At 42.6% G+C, this 22,023-nt stretch carries 21 protein-coding genes and 1 riboswitch; of the genes, 8 read left to right on the top strand and 13 right to left on the bottom strand.

Annotated elements, in window-relative coordinates; translation table 11 throughout:
* Positions 1-12: 12 nt before the first annotated feature.
* Positions 13-1,245, bottom strand: a complete 1,233-nt coding sequence (locus GM182_RS00370) for a cation:proton antiporter (RefSeq protein WP_449186619.1) — start codon at positions 1,243-1,245, stop codon at positions 13-15.
* Positions 1,246-1,355: 110 nt separating this feature from the next.
* Positions 1,356-1,461, top strand: a riboswitch (TPP riboswitch).
* 35 nt (positions 1,462-1,496) lie between these two features.
* Here GM182_RS00370 and GM182_RS00365 point away from each other — a divergent pair.
* The 6 genes from GM182_RS00365 to GM182_RS00340 all read left to right on the top strand — a co-directional run bounded on the left by GM182_RS00365 (position 1,497) and on the right by GM182_RS00340 (position 5,570).
* A complete protein-coding gene (locus GM182_RS00365) occupies positions 1,497-2,378 on the top strand; it encodes an ABC transporter permease (protein WP_449186618.1) in 882 nt (293 codons plus the stop codon).
* Complete coding sequence (locus GM182_RS00360) at positions 2,375-3,466, top strand: ABC transporter substrate-binding protein (protein ID WP_449186617.1); 1,092 nt, start codon at positions 2,375-2,377, stop codon at positions 3,464-3,466. The genes GM182_RS00365 and GM182_RS00360 overlap by 4 nt, the downstream gene beginning before the upstream one ends.
* Positions 3,454-4,173: an ABC transporter ATP-binding protein gene (locus tag GM182_RS00355; RefSeq protein WP_449186616.1), complete on the top strand. Its 720-nt coding sequence runs from the start codon at positions 3,454-3,456 to the stop codon at positions 4,171-4,173. Before GM182_RS00360 ends, GM182_RS00355 begins: the two co-directional genes overlap by 13 nt.
* Before the next feature lie 46 nt (positions 4,174-4,219).
* Positions 4,220-4,522 (top strand): NifB/NifX family molybdenum-iron cluster-binding protein, encoded by a 303-nt coding sequence (locus GM182_RS00350; protein WP_449186615.1) that lies wholly within the window; start codon positions 4,220-4,222, stop codon positions 4,520-4,522.
* 10 nt (positions 4,523-4,532) lie between these two features.
* The gene (locus GM182_RS00345; protein ID WP_449186614.1) at positions 4,533-4,916 is read left to right on the top strand and encodes a hypothetical protein; all 384 of its coding nucleotides are present in this window, start codon (positions 4,533-4,535) and stop codon (positions 4,914-4,916) included.
* Between the two features lie 87 nt (positions 4,917-5,003).
* The gene (locus GM182_RS00340) at positions 5,004-5,570 is read left to right on the top strand and encodes a biotin transporter BioY (RefSeq protein WP_449186613.1); all 567 of its coding nucleotides are present in this window, start codon (positions 5,004-5,006) and stop codon (positions 5,568-5,570) included.
* A gap of 263 nt (positions 5,571-5,833) precedes the next feature.
* Here GM182_RS00340 and GM182_RS00335 read toward each other — a convergent pair whose 3' ends face one another.
* The 6 genes from GM182_RS00335 to GM182_RS00310 all read right to left on the bottom strand — a co-directional run bounded on the left by GM182_RS00335 (position 5,834) and on the right by GM182_RS00310 (position 11,712).
* On the bottom strand, positions 5,834-7,600 hold the full coding sequence (locus GM182_RS00335) for a M3 family oligoendopeptidase (RefSeq protein WP_449186612.1): 1,767 nt from the start codon (positions 7,598-7,600) through the stop codon (positions 5,834-5,836).
* A gap of 137 nt (positions 7,601-7,737) precedes the next feature.
* A complete protein-coding gene (locus GM182_RS00330; protein ID WP_449186611.1) occupies positions 7,738-8,055 on the bottom strand; it encodes a hypothetical protein in 318 nt (105 codons plus the stop codon).
* 9 nt (positions 8,056-8,064) lie between these two features.
* Complete coding sequence (locus GM182_RS00325) at positions 8,065-8,715, bottom strand: glutamine amidotransferase-related protein (RefSeq protein ID WP_449186610.1); 651 nt, start codon at positions 8,713-8,715, stop codon at positions 8,065-8,067.
* Positions 8,716-8,718: 3 nt separating this feature from the next.
* Complete coding sequence (locus tag GM182_RS00320; RefSeq protein ID WP_449186609.1) at positions 8,719-9,831, bottom strand: hypothetical protein; 1,113 nt, start codon at positions 9,829-9,831, stop codon at positions 8,719-8,721.
* The gene (locus GM182_RS00315) at positions 9,832-10,356 is read right to left on the bottom strand and encodes a hypothetical protein (RefSeq protein WP_449186608.1); all 525 of its coding nucleotides are present in this window, start codon (positions 10,354-10,356) and stop codon (positions 9,832-9,834) included.
* A gap of 42 nt (positions 10,357-10,398) precedes the next feature.
* Positions 10,399-11,712, bottom strand: a complete 1,314-nt coding sequence (locus GM182_RS00310) for an S-layer homology domain-containing protein (RefSeq protein ID WP_449186607.1) — start codon at positions 11,710-11,712, stop codon at positions 10,399-10,401.
* Positions 11,713-11,963: 251 nt separating this feature from the next.
* Between GM182_RS00310 and GM182_RS00305 the strand changes: the two genes are divergently transcribed.
* Positions 11,964-13,268, top strand: coding sequence for a methyl-accepting chemotaxis protein (locus GM182_RS00305; RefSeq protein ID WP_449186606.1), 1,305 nt, complete (start codon positions 11,964-11,966; stop codon positions 13,266-13,268).
* Positions 13,269-13,339: 71 nt separating this feature from the next.
* Here the strand turns inward: GM182_RS00305 and GM182_RS00300 are convergent, their stop codons facing one another.
* The 3 genes from GM182_RS00300 to GM182_RS00290 form a co-directional block, all read right to left on the bottom strand.
* Positions 13,340-15,034 carry a hypothetical protein gene (locus GM182_RS00300; protein ID WP_449186605.1) on the bottom strand — a complete coding sequence of 565 codons (1,695 nt, stop codon included), beginning with the start codon at positions 15,032-15,034 and terminating at the stop codon, positions 13,340-13,342.
* 141 nt (positions 15,035-15,175) lie between these two features.
* Positions 15,176-15,805: a hypothetical protein gene (locus GM182_RS00295; RefSeq protein WP_449186604.1), complete on the bottom strand. Its 630-nt coding sequence runs from the start codon at positions 15,803-15,805 to the stop codon at positions 15,176-15,178.
* Positions 15,806-15,855: 50 nt separating this feature from the next.
* On the bottom strand, positions 15,856-17,727 hold the full coding sequence (locus GM182_RS00290) for an ATP-binding protein (RefSeq protein ID WP_449186603.1): 1,872 nt from the start codon (positions 17,725-17,727) through the stop codon (positions 15,856-15,858).
* A gap of 231 nt (positions 17,728-17,958) precedes the next feature.
* Between GM182_RS00290 and GM182_RS00285 the strand changes: the two genes are divergently transcribed.
* Positions 17,959-18,843: a creatininase family protein gene (locus GM182_RS00285; protein ID WP_449186602.1), complete on the top strand. Its 885-nt coding sequence runs from the start codon at positions 17,959-17,961 to the stop codon at positions 18,841-18,843.
* A gap of 222 nt (positions 18,844-19,065) precedes the next feature.
* Here the strand turns inward: GM182_RS00285 and GM182_RS00280 are convergent, their stop codons facing one another.
* The 3 genes from GM182_RS00280 to GM182_RS00270 form a co-directional block, all read right to left on the bottom strand.
* Positions 19,066-19,653, bottom strand: coding sequence for a hypothetical protein (locus tag GM182_RS00280; protein WP_449186601.1), 588 nt, complete (start codon positions 19,651-19,653; stop codon positions 19,066-19,068).
* A 5-nt stretch (positions 19,654-19,658) separates the two neighbouring features.
* Positions 19,659-21,017 (bottom strand): hypothetical protein, encoded by a 1,359-nt coding sequence (locus GM182_RS00275; protein ID WP_449186600.1) that lies wholly within the window; start codon positions 21,015-21,017, stop codon positions 19,659-19,661.
* A gap of 96 nt (positions 21,018-21,113) precedes the next feature.
* Entirely contained in the window at positions 21,114-21,953 is an 840-nt protein-coding gene (locus GM182_RS00270; protein ID WP_449186599.1) for a hypothetical protein, read from the bottom strand.
* Positions 21,954-22,023 lie beyond the last annotated feature (70 nt).

The following is a 22,023-nucleotide window of genomic DNA, read 5'->3' as shown; positions in this document are numbered from 1 at the left end:
AATAAGACTTTTTTACTTTATCTCACCTGCAGCCTTCAAGGCCATACGAGATGTCAGAGGACCAATAATTTCGTGGAATATGGTTGCACCAATCGTCACACTAACGATAAATGCACCATAGTGCTGAAATTCTGGCTTAGAAGCAAAGAGAAGGGCAAGACCTACCACAATACCGCCCTGTGGCACAAGACCACCGGCAGTGTATTTCTTTATCTTGTCATCGGCACCTGCAAGTGTTGCACCTACAAAGACGCCAAGGAACTTACCTGTGATACGAAGAGCGGCAAACAGCAGAGCTACTAAAACTGCTCCTCCAAGAACAGAGAAGTCCAGCTTCAAACCGGATACAACAAAGAACACTATAAACACCAACTCCATAACATGGTCGGTGACGGCAAATACCTGATTCTTACGGGCACACCAGTTAACAATAACGGCACCTGTCGTCATGATAGCCATAAGACTATCTACATCTAAAATCTGACCTAAACCAAAGACTAAAAATAGCATACCCAAGACAACAGGTAACATCATGGCATCTTCATCTTGACCCTCTACTAGCGTAACCATATACTTAAAGACAATACCACCAAGGAAACCAACGGCAATGGAAAGCAAAATATCCTTTGTTGGATCGAGAATCAAAGCAGACACCCTAATAGGGGCACCGCTGAGAAGAACAGCTGATATAGCCATGGCTATAGAAAAGTTGATGATACCCAAAGCATCGTCAAATGCGGCAATCATCATAATCATAGAAGACACTTCACCGCGGGCTTTATACTGTTTCATAACGGCTAGTGTGGCCGATGGGTCTGTTGGAGATGCTAATGCACCCATGACAAGGGCAAGAGCAAGGTCTACCCTCCAACCAGCATGAAACATATTTGTATAGTGGAAAAACAGGTAAAGTCCTGTAATAACAGCAATAAAGGCAAATTCTGCCTCAAACACTGTAATATATGCCACATTTTTACCCAGTCTTTTTATGGCATCTATGGCAAGTGAACCACCAACCTCAAATGTGATGATAGCCAGTGTGAGATTGGCAAGCACTGTACTACTCTGAACAAATGCTCCTTCTATGAGCTTGATATGAAATACATGCTGCATAGTAAAAGGGTTAAGAAGTAAACCGGCAAATATATATCCTGTTACACGAGGTAGTCCTATCTTATTGGCCAGTATTCCCAAAAGATAACCAGTAAGAATTATTATAGCGACTTCTAATATTACGCTTTCCATATCGCTCACCTCCCCTATCCTTTAAGCACATAACTATGATAATACCACTACTTGCAAAAATAAGGAAGTTTATATGTCTACCACCAACATAAAACAAGTGTTGTATAATAAACAAGCCACGGGGGAGCTTCCGTAAGGAGGCTGAGAGGGGCACGGTCCCGACCCCTGGAACCTGATCCGGGTAATGCCGGCGTAGGGAGTGGCACGAGACAGACATCTGCCCCGTGCCCTCCCCGGAAAGGGGAGGTAGTATGAAAAAACATATTGGGTGGTTGCTTGCGCTGATAACAGGCGTAGTGTTACTAACATTGCCCGTTTGGTGGGTCTCATTACTTGGCTTCGCACTTGTCGTTGTATCGTCCACAGTGCTGTTCAGAGATAACCACCTCATACTAAGAATTCTTGCCTTTTTTATGTTTATACTCTTATGGTGGGATATCACCAGCCATCTACACCTAATGCAGCCGTATATACTACCGTCTCCCAGTGATGTATGGCATATCATCGTGTCCCAGCATACAATCATAGCTAAACACCTCTGGTATACACTGTCTATCTCATATGTTGGTCTTCTACTATCTCTGCTTTTCGGCACGCTACTGGCCATTATCATGCATGCCATAAGACCACTGGAAGATTTGCTTTATCCACTCATGGTCTTGTCCCAGGCAACACCAACCATAGCCGTTGCACCACTCATCATCTTATGGTTTGGTTTTGGCAGAGGACCAAAAATTGGCGTTGTTGTGTGGGTAACATTCTTCCCCATAACCGTTAATACACTTCTGGGACTACACTCTATAGATAAAGACATGGTAGATGTCATGAAGGCTATGGGGGCAAGCAGATGGCAGATATTTAGACACATCACATTGCCCCACACACTGGCATATACACTAACGGGACTGGAAATTACGTCTCCCTACGCCATACTCGGTGCCCTCACCGCTGAGTGGATGGGCACAACTCAAGGGCTTGGGTTGTATATCAAACGGTCATTTTCATCGTTTGAGCTACCCCAAGTATTTGCCGGTACACTGATTATTACCGTGTTTAGCCTCCTAACATGGGCTACCGTGGCATATATCAAGAACATCTTTACCAAGTGGAGAGAAGGAGGGAGCATGTTATGAGAAAGAAATTTTTGACTTTGATGGTGATGATTTTGGCTATGTCACTATTGCTTGTCGGTTGTGGTGGGATACAGTCCGGAAACACAGGCACAACTTCAGGGACACAGACTTCTACAACTTCTACCCAGACACAGACAGGAAGCACACCTAAGACATCTTTTACCAAGCTACCACAGAATACAAAGGTTGTTCTCATGCTTGATTGGACACCTAATACCAACCACACGGGCATATATGTAGCCCTTGACAAAGGATATTTTAAGGAGAGAAACCTTGATGTGGAGATTATTCAGCCATCTAATGTATGGCCTGAGCAGGCTGTTGCCGGTGGAAAAGCACAGTTTGGTATATCCTTTCAGGGCTCTATGACCAAGTATGTCGTCAAAGAGGGAGCCCCTCTCATAGCCATCGCAGCCATACTTCAGCACGATACATCAGGCTTCATATGGCTAAACGATAGCGGCATTAAGACCCCTAAAGACTGGGAAAACAAGCGATACGGAGGTTGGGGAGGCTCTTCTGAAAAGGCCATGATCTCTTACATCATGAAAAAATATGGTGCCGACCCAAGCACTGTAAAGATGATAGAGCTGGGTGTATTTGACCAGATTACCGGTCTTGTAAAGAAAATGTACGACTTCACATGGGTATTCTACGGTTGGGAGGGCATTGACGCCGAGCTCAGAGGACTCGACTTTACATTCTTTGATCTACGCCAGCACTTCCCCGAACTTGACCATTACAGCCCCATATTCATTACACATAAAGAGTACATGCAAGAACATCCTGATGTTGTCAGGGCATTTGTAGAGGCAGTATCTGAGGGCTACACCTATGCAGCACAACACCCACAGGAAAGTGCTGAGATCCTACTGAAATACGCACCAGAGCTAAAAAAAGACCTTGTAGAAAAGTCCCAAGAGTGGCTTTCACCTAAATACATATGGGATGGTAAATGCTGGGGTTATATGAAAAAAGAGGTATGGGACAGATATTCTGACTACATGGTAGAGATGGGACTTATACAACAGAAACCCGCAGATGTCAGCACCCTATTTACAAATGAGTTCTTACCATGTCAGAGGTAAAAGTTAGAAATCTCACCGTGAAATATGGCAACTTTGTGGCCGTGGAGGATGTCTCCTTTGATGTCCCCCACGGCCTTCATATAGCCCTTGTAGGTCCTTCTGGTTGTGGTAAATCAACCCTTCTCAAAGCTGTCGCCGGTCTTATACCATATGAAGGTTCGGTGGAGGGCACTCCTGAGCGCATTGGCTATATGCCCCAAAAAGGCGTCTTACTACCTTGGTATACTGTTATGAAAAACCTCACACTACCCCTTACCCTTAGAGGCATACCTGAGAAAGAGGCACGAAGGAAAGTAGAAAACCACCTTGAAGAGTTTGGACTAAAGGGCTTTGAAGATAAATATCCTTCTGTACTGTCTGGTGGCATGTACCAGCGTGCCGCCTTGCTACGCACACTGATGGTAGAGGCTCCCCTCATACTCCTTGATGAGCCATTTGGGGCAGTAGATGCCCTAAATCGCAGAAGGCTATGGCTGTGGCTCGAAGAGCGTCGCATGAGTTGGGATATATCAACTATCATGGTTACCCACGATGTAGAAGAGGCCGTGTTTCTGTCAGATACCGTCATCATCCTTGATGGGCCTCCAGCCCGTATCAAGAAAGTTGTGCATGTATCTCTTCCACATCCTCGTGATATCCACCACATGGGCACCTCACAGTTTGCCCATCTTGCCGAAGAAGTCTTAGAAGCTGTTATAGAAAAGTGATGAAAACCCCCTAAACTGGTATTATTCAGTATAGGGAGGTGAGAACATGAGAATATGTATTCCTGTAAAAGAAACAGATGGTCTGTCATCGCGTGTGGCAAAGAAGATAAAGAGTGCTAAGGCGTTTGCCATAATAGATATGTCAGAAACAGGTCAGATTGAAGACATCAGGTTTATAGAAAACAACATGGAACCCGATGAGGTTATTCCTTTCTTGGCATCCCGTGCCGTAGACCTATTTGTTGTCAATGAAATTGGAAAAGATGACGAAGACATGATACTTGACATGGGTATAGACCTCGTTAAAGGGGCATACGGCAGACTCGAAAGAGTTTTAGAAAATCTATGAGGTGATATCGATGGCCTTTAAAATACGTTCTGTAGGTATTAAACAGGCTGTATATATACTTCTGGCTATGGTAGCAGAACTGCTTGCCATAGCCATAGTTAACCCACCACAAACAGGTGACACCATAACTGCCGTGTCGTTTTTATCTGTCATTGTTATGGTAGGTATGCTGGGTAGCATAGTAGATAGCTGGAAATCTGTACTGGTAGCAGACGCCATTGCCCTTGTAGAATTTTTCATTGTTATGATCATCGTTAAATATTTTGGCATCAGAGGAATATGGAACATGAAATCTCTTGGTATTGGGCTTATATTGGCAGTCATCAATGCCTACATGGCAGCATACCTCAAGATGTATTTCTACAAGCAAATAGTCCAAGGCAAGCAAAATTAAACCTTCTCCCTCCCAATGAAACAGGTTTCATGGAGGCGGGTCTAATATAGTAGAATGTTGGAAATCGTTACCTAAGGGGGGATTTTTGTGAGAAGCAAGACAGCTATTTTGACATCTAAACTTTCAATCTACGATCGCTTTCAAAACCTATCGTTTGCACAGAAAACGGCTATTGCACTTATAGGTGCTGCACTTACAGGCGTGCTGGCACAGGTGCGTATGCCCTTACCTTTTACACCAGTGCCAATGACACTGCAGGTTTTAGGTGTGCTTGGTGTCGGTTTGCTTATGGGGAGTATGTGGGGAGCTATCTCCATGCTTATGTATGCACTTATAGGTGCAATGGGTATGCCATGGTTTACCGGTGCATCTGGTGGCATTCATCACATCATGGGCCCCACCGGTGGCTACATTGTCGGTTTTATAGCAGCCTCATACATTGCCGGCCTTGTAGCCGAAAAGATAAATAGCCCCATAGGTTCACTGCTTGGTTCTATGCTTGGTATTGCACTTATATACACATTTGGCGTGTTGGGTCTCATAGCATACGGCATGAGCCCCGGTCAGGCTATAGTGGCTGGTGTGGTGCCCTTCATACTCGTAGACACCCTTAAAGGTATCTTTGCCAGCGGCTTCTCTGCCGTGGTGAGGTGAAAAGATACCTATTAATACAAAAGGGGAGCCTATAGGCTCCCCTTTCCCAATCTTTACTTCATAATACCTATGCAGTAAAGATGGTTTTTCCTATATCTCCCGCTTCAGATCACAGATGCGCACACCAGAAATATTTTCCTAATGGTTATTCATATGATGCTACTGTATCTCCCACACCATATATGCTTACCCATAGAACAAAATAAAAATCGGGGAGGGCCCCTCTTCCCTCCCCTTGCAAAAACTCCTCTCCCCTAAGCCCCCTATGAAGTAAGGGCAATAAACTCCTCAATCTCCTGTTTCAGGCCATCCATTGATGCCTGCCAGAAATCCTTTTCCCTAAGGTCTATTCCTATGATGCTTCCTATATCTCCCACATCGTATTTACCGGTGTTCCTCAGCAGCTCTTTATACTTGGGTATGAAGTCATCTCCCTCTTTCTTATACATGGCATACAGACCACGGCTAAAGAGTAGCCCAAATGCATATGGGAAGTTGTAGAAATGAAGGTCAGGTGAATAGTAGTGAGGTTTTATAACCCACATATATGGGTGTAGATAGTTTTCATCAAGACCTTCACCATATGCCTCTTTCTGGGCATTTAGCATGATATCTTTCAGCTGAGGAACAGATAATACCCCCTCTGCCCTTCTGCGGAACACTTCAGATTCAAATATAAATCTGCTCATGATATCCACAATGACCTGTGTATTACCGCTGAGGTCTTTCTCAAGGATAAAGACCTTGGCATCTTTATCTACAGTAGGCAGTGTCTTTTCTATGACAAGCACCTCATTGAAGATAGATGCCGTCTCGGCAATGGGCATTGGGCTTGTGGCATTCAGTATGCTCTCTTTTCTCTGATTGTAGTTGTGGAATGCATGGCCCAGCTCGTGTGCCAGTGTGGTAATACCATCAAAAGAGCCATCAAAGTTTGCCATAATACGAGACTGCTTAAGTGGATGCACCTTGGCACAAAATGCACCGCCTCTTTTGCCTTTACGGGGTGTGTAGTCTATCCAGCGCTCTTCAAAAGCACGCTTTGCAAGGGCATACAGCTCCTCATCAAACTGCTTAAAGACAGACAGGATAAACTCCTTTGCCTCATCTATGGTATATGTCTTGTCAAATTTTCCAATAGGGGCAAACAGGTCATACCAAGGAAGTCCTCCCTCATAGCCCAGAAGCTTAGCCTTGTGTCTGAGATATTTTCTAAATGCAGGTAGGTTTTCCCTGATAACCTCCATAACGGTCTCAAATGTATCCCTATCAAGGTGCATATACTCAAGGGTAGACTCTAGCGGATCATTGTAACCACGCTTCTTGATGATGATAAGGTATTCACCCTTGATAGAGTTCATGGCAGATGCCACGGTATCCTCCACCTTGGGATATGCGGCAAGCTCTGCCTCATATGCCTTCTTTCTTACATCGGGGTCTTTATCATATGCCATATTTCTGAGGGCATTGATAGACAGCTCTTTCTTCTCACCATCTATCTCTATGGTGCCTGTGAGTTTCGCTGTTACGGTACCACGAAGCCTGCTCCATGCATAGCCACCGGTTGTCTTCATCTGGGCAATAAGCTCTTCTTCTTTCTCAGAAAGTAGTCTGCGGGCATGCTCAAGACGCTTTCTGAGCCAGTATTCATGCTCCTTGGCTATATCTGTGGTAAGCACCTCATCAAGGCTACCCAGAGAGGCAAGAAACCTCTCAAATCTCACTATAGCCGGCGTAAGGCGGGAGCCTATCATCTGTATCTTGTCGGCATAGAGAGTGGCATCTTCATTGTCCGCTTCTACTGACATGGTAAGAAATGCGTAGTGACCCAGTAGGTCAAACAGCTCCTCTATATCTATGTATCTTCTTAGAAATTCTGCAACTTTTTCCGCGGCATTATCTGTGGATGCAAGATTTTCTTCTGTCCACTTCAGCAGGTCTTCTATCTTCTCTTCAAGCTTTTTCAGATCCCCCTGAAACTCCTCACTCTGAAATGAGGGATACAGGGGTGTAAGATCCCATTCCATCATGTATAAATCACCTCCACACTGATAATATACACCCGGAATATATATTTTCCATTAAGAGATGGTAAAAACACGGGGTATCTAAAACTATACTGCGGTTATACGGATATTTTTAAAAGAAGAAAGATGGAGGAAATAATTTAATGTGGGAGACGACTAAGCAAATGAGAAATATACGACAAGATAGCAGTACCCCACAAAATAGTAACAACAAACCATGTCAATATTGCCCCCAGTGTAAAACCTATACCTGCTATAAACGAATGGATAAAGACATTATCAATAGATACTCTAACACACGAGCATTTTTTATCTTCATGCTTATTATCAATAGAATTAGTCTTTCGTTCCAAAGAAGTCGATTTCAAAGAATTTGTCTTACCACGAGGATTATTAGGATCTATGCCATGCTCCCTTAAAAACCTTTCAACCTCAGGCTCCCACTTATAATCTGGCACTATCTCACCTCACTCATCATAAATCTTTACCTGAAAGGCATAGTCGGCAAAGTTTCTAAGCACCTGCTTTGAGATACCATCTTCATCAGCCTCTGGGTGAAATTGTACACCAAAGATATGCCCCTTCTGAAAAGCGGCTATAAGGGTATTATCAGTTTTGCCAAGCAGTGTAAATCCCTCTGGGAGCTGCGGCACCCAGTCGCCATGTGCCATATACACAGGAAACTCTCCCGGAAGCCCTTCAAACAGCGGGCTATCTTCAAGCACATGGAATGTATACATGCCTTCATCTTTGGTATATTCAGGCTTCGGACTCTTTTCTATCTTCACGCCAAAGTGTTCGGCAATGAGTTGGTGTCCATAGCATATTCCCAGTATGGGAATTTCAAGGTTATAAATACCGGGATGTGGCCTACGAGCTGGTACACCATGGATAGGTTCAGCCTTCAAATCCTCTGGGTTTTCTCTACCATATCTGATATTCTCAGAAAGCATATCTGGACTACCAGAAAACACTATACCATAGGGCTTTATCTCCATAATCTCCTCAAGCGATATATTATGAGGCACAATATAAGAGGTAATAAACCACCTGTCAAAGGCATGCTTTATCTTCTGGGTAAAGAGAGAACCAAAGTCAAGGATAACAATACTCTTCATCGGTTACACCTCCCTATCAAGAACAGACAGCACATCTGATGCAGCCTTATTAACACTCTGCCAGTATTCACCGCTCTCCTCCGATGCCCTATTTTTTATAGCTTCTATCAGCGGTCTGTCTGCCACTGTCAGCTTACCTGTTGTCATAATAAGATTGACGGTGTCAAGTACTTTCTCAAAGAGCTCCATGTCAGAAGACGACACCCAAGACAAGAGTGCTTTTCTCACATCATCGGGAGCTAATACACCGGTGCGAATACCATGAAACACGAGGTTGGCAGTCCACACCCTGATGAACGGGGCCTCATCGCCGTAGTGCTTTTCAATAAAAGACACAAGTGTATCCCTTGGCACATCACCGTGAAATACACCGGCGGCAAGCAGCCTTATACCCCAGCGCCTGACCTCTTCTTCTCCATTCATGGCAAGGTTTACAACCTGAGCTATGCCATCGTGGAAGCGGGCTGTACCAGAATCCACAGCCATACCCACATACTTCAGCACCTCTACCTTCTCATCAGCAGAAAGCATATCCCACAAAGGTTTCATATCGGGTTTCACACCAGACACCAGCCCATAGACAATAAAGGGAACAAGGTGCTTTGCATCCCTTATATCTCGGGGCATATCGTGTGCAAGCCCCATGGCATACAGATACGGTAGTGTATCTTTATGGGCACCCTTCAGAATAGGAGGAACCTTCACGACATCAACCTTCCTGGCAGATAGTGCAGCAAGGAGGGATTTCAGAGCCCACAGCCTCACATCGCCATCTTCATCTTTCAGTCCATCGGCTATAAGCTGCGGCACCACTCCACCCCACGAGATATCTCCATCTTCAAAGCCTGCAGCAAGAAACATAAATGTACCAATCTTCTGGGTGCGATTCATCTGGTGTAGAGGCACCCTAAGAAACTCTACAGCCTCAAATCCGGCAAACATCATCTTCAGTCCATCATAGTCCCCGGAATCAAAGAACCTTTTCAGTGGCAGTGTGTTTATACCGTGGCTGTCAAAACGCTGAATAATCCCCTTCTTACCAAGGTTTATTAGCGCCCCTGTCTGCTCAAAGCCCAGAGTCTCCACAGCCTGCAAGAAAAACTTCACAATACCCATCTACTTCACCTCAATAATCTGCTGTGCCTTCAATGTTCCCATACTACCTTCTATAAGGTATGTGCCAGGTTTATCCAGTACGGGAAACACACCGGTAGTTATAACTTTGTCTTCACCGGGTTTCACTTGCACTACAACAATCTGCTGGGTGCATATAGGTGGTCTCTTAGGGAATATAAGACTCCAAGAATCTCCCACCTTTTGAAAGACTTTCCAGTCTACAACACAACCGTTGTTGGATGTATATTCATATGTGCTATCTGTGGGATTTTTCACATGAAAATATGCAACATAACGACCATTACTGTCCTTTTTCACCTCAAGATAAGCATACACCGTGCCTTTTTCCACAGGCTTCGACACAACAATTCCCCCCTTATCTACAGCTGGCTCTGTAGCCACCTTGGTGGTAGATGCTCCGGATGTAGAGCCTGAAGAAGTCTTTTCACCAGATGAGACACCACAAGAGACAAAGATAAATGAAAGCAAAAGCAAGGCAATCACGAGGACAGTATGTTTCTTCATACTTACCACCTCCAAGAAGAATACACTCTTAGAGGCATTCTATCACGGAAGGGGCTCTACAAGGGGCATAATACGGCGTAGCATTACAGTTGCCTCAGCCTTAGATAGAGTCTTATCTGGATAAAATTTACCATTCCAACCTCTCAGTATACCGTAGCCGGAGATGGCCTTTATATAAGGAAAGTACCAATCTGTCTGTTTCACATCGGAAAACGACACCTTCGAAGGCTTTGGTGGCAGTATGCGGGCAAGAATCACCGCCATCTGGGCACGGGTAAGATACTTATCGCCTTTTACCGTACCATCGGGAAAACCACTTAGCAAATGATACCACTGCATACCAGATAGATAGCTACCCCACACATATTTTCGAACATCGCTAAATGTATGTGAAAAGCTCATGGCCGGCACATGCATAATAGAGGCAATACCCCTAATAAGCTCTTCACGGGTAATATTATCTTCCATACCCACAAAAACAGACTTGGGAAGAATACGCTTTTTATACATATAAAAGACATCGTCTTGTGCCCAATATGGCACACCTGTAATAATAGGTTCCTCTCCGGGTTTTATAGTATATATGGGCACGGCCACAGGAGGCATTTTCTCTATATACTGGTCAGAATTACCACCTATGGTGAAAGACACACCATCTAGTAGCACATATATGGCCTTTATAGGATTTCTTACCCTAATACGTCTCAAAAACAGGATATCTTCACCACCAGACAGCCTTACCGTGGTACCTGTAAATGTCTCACTATCTATAGAACCATCTTCATAAAATACAGTTAGCACAGGCTGAGGAGAAAAGTCTATATCTATATAGGCGCTGCCTCCCAGCGGTACACGGGAGACAAGAGATACCGTTACCGACAGTGTCTCACCAATATCAAAATAATAGCCATTTGTCTCTACCTTGGTGGCAAATAAAGAGGGTAGTTCTTCAGATATGACACCCTTTTTCACCACATACAATCGTGGCTGACACACAAGAAAGTCGGCATAGATGTAATAAGGGCCATTTATATCTGGCAGCGAGAATGTATCTATAAGGACTCTGCCACCGGGAGGAACATCTATATATGTTACAGCCTGCATGAAGTCCTTCCCGTCGGCGTAGTGGTAGTAAAATCTTTTACCAAACACAAAGTAGTCTATATGCTGAGACGTTTGATATACATGTCTAATAGACTCAGACGATGGATTGACAAGGTAAAAATACACCGTTGAACCTTTTAGAGCTACACTACAATAGTCATGCGATAGATAAGATTGTGCACCGCTTGGTGTCACATATATCAAAGCCAATATAATAACCAATATCACGACCATACCAACAACTCTTTTCACATCTCACACCCCTTTCAATATTGTTTATCGGAAGAACAGCCTCACGCATAAATTCATGAGGTACAGAAATATAAACTCTCGTATCAGTAGTGAACTCTTGCGGTGTTAGAATATTATTAGCAGTAGGGTTAGTTTTCATTATGCAGCAGATTTTTTGGTATTAACAAAGTGAGTGTTTACACCCTATCTGGTTATATGCGGCGGAGCTGGGAGGGAAAAACCAAAAACCCTTGAAGGCGGAGGTGACGGAGATGGGTAGGATGTCAATGAAGCTAGGTCTCACCATTATGCTAATCATTCTGCTCTTCATATTCGGATACGGAGCATACTACACAGTGGGCATGATAAAGGCACTACCAGGTATCACCCCAGAAGCTGTCAAACGTATATCAAACTTCATATGGATATCTTCATTTGGTGTATGGCTTTTGCTTACCATATTTACAATCATTACATATCGCCTCATTGTGGGACCACTAAAAATGTTCCTTGAGTATACCAAAGCACTTAAGGAAGGAAAAGAGCTTCCAGAAGATAGACGAATTTTAACATTTCCTGAAATCATACAGCTAAAAAACGAACTGGCAGAGTTCAGAAAACTACTTGTAGAAAATCTACATCAACTATCCAATGACAATAAAAAACTTGTAGAAAACATGGAAAACATTATGAGGAGTATAGAAGAAATCACCAAGAGTATCACAATATCTGAAGACCACCTCGAAGAGGCTACGGAAAATCTTGAGGAGATTACCGCAGAAATAGAAAATGTTACAGCTTCTACAGAAGAAATCAACGCCAGTGTTCAGGTCATAGATAGAAACACCAAGCAATCTGTTGAATACAGCCGTCAGGCTGTAGAAAATGTTCACAGAGCCAGCACTGTTGTAGCCCAATCTATTGAAAAACTTAAAGAAATAGGCACGGTGTCCGATGAAATCACAGAACTGGTGCATGCCTTTGAAAAGGCCACCGGCGAAATAGAAGAGTTTGTCAACACCATACAGGGCATTGCCGATAAGACTAACCTTCTTGCCCTCAACGCAGCCATAGAGGCAGCCCGTGCCGGCGAGGCAGGAAAGGGCTTTGCCGTGGTAGCTTCGGAAATACGCACCCTGGCAGAACAGTCTAAAGAAGCATCAGAACAGATATACGAGACCTTCCGTAGACTTGAGGGTCATGTCCGTTCTGCAGAGAAAAAGGCAGCAGACATTGCCACCAAGATAGAAGAAGGATCAGCCCTGGCAGACGAAGCAGGAGAGAAACTGGAGATTGTCACATCTTCTGTGGGCGATATTGTCTCCAAGCTAGAAGAAATAGCCGATAGCATATCTTCTATCTCTTCTTCCACAGAATCTGTCTCTAATGCCATGGTTGAGATAGCACACAGAGTTGAGTCTATCAATGGCATTATTGAAAACAACATTGCAGAGATAGAAACCCAGACCGCATCACTCCACACCATCGAAGGTATGGTGAGAAATACATTCGAAATTGCCAAGGATATCAACGAGAAGCTCGAACAGATGGGACTACACTATGAAACCAAGGAATAGTCTCAAAGGCTGTAAGGAAAAGGCCTCCCGTATGGGGAGGCCTTTTTTATAGTTAAAATCAACTCTGCTTTTTATCTGCACTCGGAGAGAAACATAACAAGGTCTGCCGGATTTTTCAGTTGACTTGTCTTTATAAAATCGCCAAGGTGCATAACGGCATACTGACCACCAGCATATTTAATATATTCCTGTGGCACCTGTATACATAAAATGGCATCGTCGGCACCTTCTGGTTTGTAGATAGTGGTATCAGACATTACAACATCAGAAAAATGCTTTCCATTTAGCCATACCCTCTGCTTAATAAAATCATCCAGTGCAGAAAGAAGTTCTTGCTTATCATTTGGGAGATGGCCATACTTCGTATAGAAAACAGAAACAGAAAATCCTAGTCCAACAAGATCACTTCTAGCCCTCTCTACCTTGTTTTTCATTTGAGATGCTACAGTCAAACTCTTAAAGTCCCTTATATACTTGTATATCTCTTTCTTCAAATCAACTGGTTTGTCCATGGTCATTTGAAGTGTCAGCTCGTCAGTACCATACACTTCAATAGTAACTTTATGGGGTACGGCATCTTTAAATTCTTTGGCAACCATGTCGTCATCTATCTTTACAAATCCTATAAGGTGAATATCATCTCTACCAATGAGATCAGTATATGTTTGGGCAAACTCTTTATATTTATCTGTGAAAAATTCCCTCAGCACAGCCTCTGTAGGCTGTTTGCTAATAAACCCATATATTATGCCGTCTTTGTATGGTGATACAGCCCCGTCAATCTTATACAGGGTAATGCCACCATCCCACTCTACAGAAGTGACACTTGGTCTTCGTCCCTCGAGTTTCCCTATAAGATCAAATAGCTCCTCTGGTGTAATTCCACCTATGGTAACTATTGATAGGGCATTCCCCGTATAATCAGATATCACCGTGGATATCTGCATGCCGTGGGGTATATTAGCAGGCTTTATAAATCCACCGGCAATCTTCTGAAGAGCCTTATAACCGGCATCAAGTAGTGCCCCATCTACTGCCCCAAATACCACAGCTTTGTCTTCGGGCACTGGTGCATACTGCGGTAGCAGTTCTTTCTTTAAACCACCTTCTACGGCTATACCCAATCTAAATTTGCCCATCAGCTGGGTACTGCCACCGGTAAATGCAAGCACCCCATAGGTATCCTCGTTGAAAAGAGCTACCCTGTAATCTCCCTTTAAAGACAGCATGCTATCAAGCACTTTGTCAAGGTATCTAGGAGGTTCACTGCGTTTTTTCAGTGTGCTATTACCTGTCAAGACTTTCATTTTACCCACACTGTAGACATACAGTTTGGTATCCATAAATGTTATAGCCACCTTATCGCCGTCGGTAGAAACAGACATCTTGACATCAAACCACTTATTCATGAAAGTAGACAGTTTATCTGCAAAGTCTTTGTCTGACATCTCAGATGGTGTATCAACAACAATAAGCAGATTCTTCCACAAGGCCATAGGATTCATAGCTGTTCCCATCAGACCATAAGATGGTATATACACAAGGATTCCTTTGGCCAGTGATGACATGTCAGAAGATATCTCTTTCAGGTCTTTATCGTCGTAAGTGGTAATATTTGTCCACTCAAAGAGTAGCCCCATAGTACCATCGGCACCGTAGTAGCGCACCACATCTGCCATCGTCGTGCGATCTGCACCACACCCCACAAATATCATTGAGGTAAATATTATAGATAGCACAATAATTGCTGCCCATGCCCTTTTCATCTTTATCCCCCCTGTTTTAAGAAGCCTTTATATATTTTTATTATAACATGAGGAATTACAATAGATGGGAAGACGATTCTGGAAAGAGAAAAACACAACCTTTTAAACAAAAAAAAAACATGAGGTACCACTCACGGAATATCAGCTATGGAATATAAGTAGAAGGAAGATGTATAAAAACACAACGGCAGGAGCAGCAGGAACTCCTACATAATTTTTTCTTTTTCTCATCACATGGACAAGCAATATATTCAGCACTTGACCAAACACGACAGATACCACACCTATCCATGCTACGGCAGGAAAGAACTTTATAGCAGAAGAAGCAACAATCGAGGACAAGAACATATCTCCCATACCCGTTATCTGATACACCTCATCTATACCCGGTATAGGCAGGCTTGCAGATAACCTTTTTGCCAAAGCCACATTCTCCGCCATCTTTCTATTCGGAAAGCGCTTTCCCCAGCCGGTAAAACTGACAATATCTATGAGTGCCACTGCCACCACAAAACCAAAGATAAAAGATACATCGGGCACTAGCTTAACAAACACTACACCAGCAGCAGCACACAGCAAAATGTTGTTAGCTGAGTGCAGAAGATATATTTTTTCATATTCCCTTCTCCATAGATAAAAGAAAGTTACCAAAGAGAGAAATATAAAAAGAGCAGATACATAGAATGGAACATAGAAAAATACTAACGCCGAAACAGCTACAACTATATGAACCAAAACAATGTACATATACACCCACATGTAAGCCTTCATAAAATCATCTCCCATTTCATAAAATCAATACACTCATACAGGAAGATTTCTCACCTCTTTCTATCAACTGTTTTATTAATCAATCTTCTTATTTGTTCAAACCATCCCCTAACCTCTTGCCATGCATTTAACTCCTCAAACAACTCTTTCGTCATTTTCTTTGAAATGCTATAGTTGATTATTCTCTTTATTTCCTTCTCTGGTATATCCTTTTTACACTTTTTGGCCAAATACTCCATTACATATTTAGGAACATCTAAATTGTCCCAATTCTCTTGTACCGAACTAAAGTCAATATCACAGTTATGCTTTTCTCTGAAAAAATTTTGGATCAATCTCCAGTGAACATAATTCTCCATTTCCCTCTTCTGAGTCAAGGTGCCAAAAGAATTCCTTCTTTGATTAACTTTATCGACCCATTTTTTATATTGATGATTAGCATCCCTATCATAAAGATGGAACTCAATAACACCAGCTCCTTCTAAATAATTACGTTCAACCCACGATTTTAAATTCGAACCTCCCATAGGAATTATAGAAATTCTATCAGCATGAAGAGCCACAATTTCTTTTAATTCAGGTATATTATTATTTATATTTAGTAAAAATGCCCTGTCATTCTCTCCTTCAACACAGATAACAAGCTTACTTAATACAGGATTTATCCCCAAAGTTTCAGCTATTTCAAGCAATATTTTTTCATCATTAGACTTAATAGTAGGTATTCCATCTTCCTTCTTAATCAGTCTTAAACTTGAGATAGGAAGTAATTGAGCAATAGAAGGGCTATGGGTCGTTATTATAACCTGCGTGTTAGCAGCTTTAGATAAATCTACAAGACTATCTATCAATTTCTTTTGGAAATCCGGATGTTGCGAGGTTTCAGGCTCTTCAATAGCATAAATAATAGATGACAAATTTTCTGCTTCTTGCCTACGCTTTGCCTGAGACGAAAGAAAACTTAAAAGAACCAGTCTACGAACACCGCTTCCTCTCTTATTCAAAGGAACCTCATCATCACTAATAATTGTTATCTTCTTGAAAACATCACGCCATTTCAATTGGTCTGTATCTGGGATATATGGCAACAAACTGTTAGCTACTTCGGGATTAATACTCTTTAATTCTTCCAATGTCAGTTCCATTGTTTCTTCTATTTTTCCCTTTACCACACGTGCCACTTCTTCAAGCTTTTTACTAACTTCTTCACTCTTAAGAACTTCTTCTATTATAATTTTCAAGGGGTCTTGTATCTCTGGATTATCATCTGTGTTAGTTCTATCTGCTTTAAAAAGAGCGTAGAATGGCATTTTACTCTTTACCTGCTTCCAAATATCTGTCTTAGTTATATTAATGTTTATATCTTCCAGTACAAGCCCTCCATCGTTTTTTTCATAATAATCTCTAATACATTCCCTCAAAGTCTCCGTTTTTCTCTTATCACCATCACATGTTATGTTTTTATCTATAACAAAGTCTTTAAGCTCTTTGGTACTCTTAAATATCAGATTTTTTATAAATGAATCATTGCTTGGATGATTTGCAACTAGATATATATCTTTCAACCTACCATTTTTATAGATCTTCCGTATTTCCAAATTTTTATCTGCATTTAAAAGATATTCTTTTTCTAAATCTATTGAATTATCCCCCATTATCTTAAAACCTTCGGAGACAGTAAAAATCACCCCAATAGAAAATTCTTCTTTTCCTTCTTCTCGTGCCTTTCTATTTACATCCTCGCTATCAACTTTGACTATTCCCTTTCCGTCATTAAAAAATATATCAAGAGCCTCCAAGACGGTAGATTTACCAACATCATTTTTTCCAATAAAAGCAGTAATATCACCAAATTCAACTGTGACTTCACCGTAGTATCCTCTGAAGTTCTCAAGAATTAATGATTTCAATTTCAGCTTCATTTTATGCCCCCCTATGTAATATTCTCAATAAATGAGAACATACTAAAATATATTATCAATTTTACAATGTAACTACACATCTATCTAAAGGAGTCTTTTATGTAATACTTGCCTATTTTTGTAAGCACTATTTACACCATCCAAGTCCTTGTCCCATTATTATTAATAAGTTGTTATATGACTATAAGGGATTACAATAGATGGGAAGGGGTATATTGGAGGTGATGACAAATGGAGTACATGAAACTAACAGCTCCAGAGATATACAAACTGCCTAAAGATACATTGTTTACAGTCGTACTTTCACCTGTAGAGGTGCACGGTCCACATTTACCTGTGGGTACTGATATACTCATTGCCCGCTACCTGCAAAGGCAGTTTCACAAGATATGGACAGATACACCGGTGGTAAAACTGCCAGAGCTTCCCATAGGCTCAGACCCACAGCCCGTGAAGGGAAGTTTCTCGGCCCCGTCTTCTGCCCTGAAAAAGGTGCTTATCTCTTGGGCACTGTCTCTTAAATCTATGGGCTTTAGGTACATGCTTGTGTTTGACAACCACGGAGGACCAAGACACCAGATAGCCATATACAGGGCCTCCCGATATATGCTAAGGCGTGGCTTCTATATCATAGCCCCGTTCCTGCATATCATGCACGAGATGCTCATCGTTGCACCTGAGATAGAGAAATATATCGGCACCAAGGGTATGGTAGGAGATGCCACAGACCTTCACGGTGGTACCAATGAGACATCCCTTATGCTGGAAACATACCCACACCTTGTTAAACATCCACTGCCGGGGCACCACAAACCATCTGCCGGCATGCTCGGTAAGGTATTGAAAAAGACCATGGGGGTATACGGTGAGCTACTGGACACACTTATAGGCTGGATACTGGAAAAAGAAAATCCGGGATATGTAGGCAACCCTCAGCTTGCATCTGAAGATAGAGGCAAGGCCATGCTGGCATATCACCTAAGAAGGTATATTGAGCTGACAAAGATGGCATATGCCGGGACATACACACCCCACCCACCGCTGACACCACTGCTAAGAGGACTGTTTAGCATTTTGCCAGAAGACAGGGTATATAAAAAGGAGATAGCCCCCTAGGGTAAGGGGGCTATCTTCCACTTGAAGAGATCCCCGTAGCCTCCCCAAAGAGTTACATATCTGTTGTGTTTCTCTGAGCATGTCTTTTCTTGTTCTATCTACTTGAAAAACACTTTACTTTACAAAATTTCCCCTAAAACCTGCTATAACACGTCTAACAAAGACACTTCCTCTGTCCCCTGTGTCTATTCCATATAAATACAGTACCCAAACCGACAGCTTTTAACCCTTTACATCGTCATAGTCAAATATCACACCTATGGGCTCGGGCACTTTCATGGAAAAGGGAACCTTTATAAATGTATCGCCCCTTACAGGGTCCCACACCTCATATACAATACGCCCCTTGATATATAAAGCGGGAATATATGCCTTCACAACCCTATACATACCGGGCACGGTTTCCCCAATAGACATTTTCACGCCACAGGTGGCTATATCTTCATCTCCCAGCACAAGAGATATATCTTTACCCACATACACACTAACATCCTTAAGTAGTCTACCTACAGGTAGAGCTACATTGTCATCGGTAATAAGGGTACCCCTAACATAGGAAATCTTATCTACACTAAGCTCACATACCCTGCCTGCTACCAAATCACACCTCTTCTGCGCTATCAAAAAGCCCTTAGCGTCTCTTTCTATACTCTCCACATCTGCCCTGATATATCGGCTCCCCACAAGACCCACATGTGGAGTATATGTGGGAAACTCTGCCACACTGTAGACAGCAGGTGCAGACATACCGGTAAGGGATACAAAAAGCATAACCAACGAAAGCATCACACCCCACATATACCGCTTCACCGTTATCACTCCCCTATTTTCTTAAGCACCAAGACATTAATGCGTGCCTCATCTTTATAAAGCAACAAGGCATTGTCATCTACCTTGATACCGGGAATGTAAAACTGGGCTATTGCCGACTCATCTACAGAAGGCATCTGTCTTAAACCGGCCGACTGTAAATCGGATATAACCTCATCTTTGACTTTTTCTATAGACACCTTGGCAGGAAAGTATATGTCAAATATGGGATAGGTACCTTCCATGCTACCCATTACCACCTTCCACTTGCTGACATCGTAGTATTTACCAAGAACATCAATGGTTTTCTGAATACCCGTCATTATCGGTGTTGGCAAAACATCCTTCAGCGTGTAGGTGCCTTCTATCACTTTATCGCCAATGGTAAATGATGTGGATGTTACTGAAACATCACCCTTCAGCCAGCCTGTAGCCTCCTTAGGTAGGTCTATAAATAACCCCTGCCCCAGATACAGCTTGTGAATGGGAGATGGTATATTCTTCTCCTTGAGAGTTACCTCACTTACCTTATCTGTTAGCACCTTCACCTTGTCACCACTTGACGAAACAATTATGCCCTGAGGAACATCATATGCCTTAACACCACCACTTGTAAAGACCAGTAGCCCTTTGTCTGTAGACACATAGACAGATGCACCATCTTCAGATAGATATACATATGATGCCTTCCCCACATCGTAAGGACCCATAAAACTACCATCATTTCTAACAATGTAGAGACCCACATCGTTTTCTAAGACATAAAAGCCTTTTCCGGGCACCATCCACTGATAGTCTCCTGGAGGTAGTAGATATATATCTTTTACTACCACGGCACCCACCGGAGAGTGAGCTACCTGCCCTATATTGACCGTCTCACCTGTATCAAGGACATAGACAGGATCTGTTTCAAAGCGGGCAGCCCATGTACCAAAGAGGGGCACATTGTCGGTCTTCTCTACGCCATTTTTACACACCTTGTAGTAGCCATATCTTTCTGTTTGCGTATATGTAGAGACACCAAGACACCCATGCACGGGCACGACATACTCCACACCTTCTATAGTCTTTACATGCCATACAGCACCCTCACCATATGCCACAACAAGCGTTTTATCGTGCAGTGCCCCCACAGCCTGAGAGGCAGAGACAAGAATATAATCTGTCGGAACTGTTGCCGACACCGTCACCTTACCATCAAGTGTTTGAAAGCCTTTTTCTGTGAATATACCGGGCAGCGTGCCATCTACGATGGCATATGTAATATGCTTATAGGTATCTCCATAGGACACATCAGCAGCGCCACATGAAACAAACAGCAATGCCACCACAAGCACTAAAAACATTATTTTTAACTGTTTCATATTCTATACCCCCTAATACACTCCCTTGTTTTCCACTATCATTTTACATAAAAACAATAAATAAACAACCTATATAAGGAGTATAGAATACAATCTTTACCTTCTTGTAAATGTCATATTCACAAACAATGTGTTTTTTAGAGTGCTGATATGTATCTTTACACCTCTTACCATACCCTCGGCAGAGCATGCACCACCGGCACAGCCTCCACCTATATGGTAAGCCTCGCTGAGGGCAAGGATGTGAGACCTATCCCAATCCTTTCCCACATCACCTTGGTACTTAAACACAACAGAATCTTTATCTATGACAAGAGATATCCTATAGGGGGCTTTGTCGTGCACAGCGTGAAACAGGGGCACATCAAGTATTTGAAATGTCCGCTTGATAAAGGGCCATGCTGTGGGCATAGCATACGAGAGGTCTATACCAAATGAGGTAGGAGGCTGCGAAAACCGCTTTAAGTAAAACACATGCCAACTGTCACCTTTATCCTCTATCTTCAATATGGCATCGGCGTAGCAAGAAACAACCTTGCTATCATCAGAGATAAACATGTTATCCTCACTACAATGCATCTTTTTCAGTAAACTTTTTATCTGCCCCATGGCACTCTCAAGGGTGCCTTTCTTTCCAAGCACAATGTCATACTGATACTTATTCTCTACACCGTATACTGTCAGGCTCTTCACAGGAGAACCATCGGGCAGAGCCCTCAGTAGCGCTTCAACAGTTGTAGCCGTGCCTTCACCTTTTAGCCCTTTTCCTATAAGGTTTTTATTGGATACATCTCCAGACACGGTGATGGTGGAAGTATCACCAGTAGACTGGCTACTATCATTTCCCACTTTGGGTGCACCACCATCTCCACACGCCACAAAGACAAAGAGCAGGACAAACACAAGGAGAAACATGACATATACACCACGCTTCATAAAAGCCACCCCCTACCAATGTTATACATTTATTGTAAATGAGGACCTTTATTTTCTATACACAGATATA

This window comes from Zhurongbacter thermophilus, assembly GCF_026184435.1.
GTDB lineage: Bacteria > Coprothermobacterota > Coprothermobacteria > Coprothermobacterales > JAADFF01 > JAADFF01.
The sequence above is the reverse complement of the archived record's forward strand: the minus strand, read 5'-3'. Positions and strand labels throughout refer to the sequence as shown.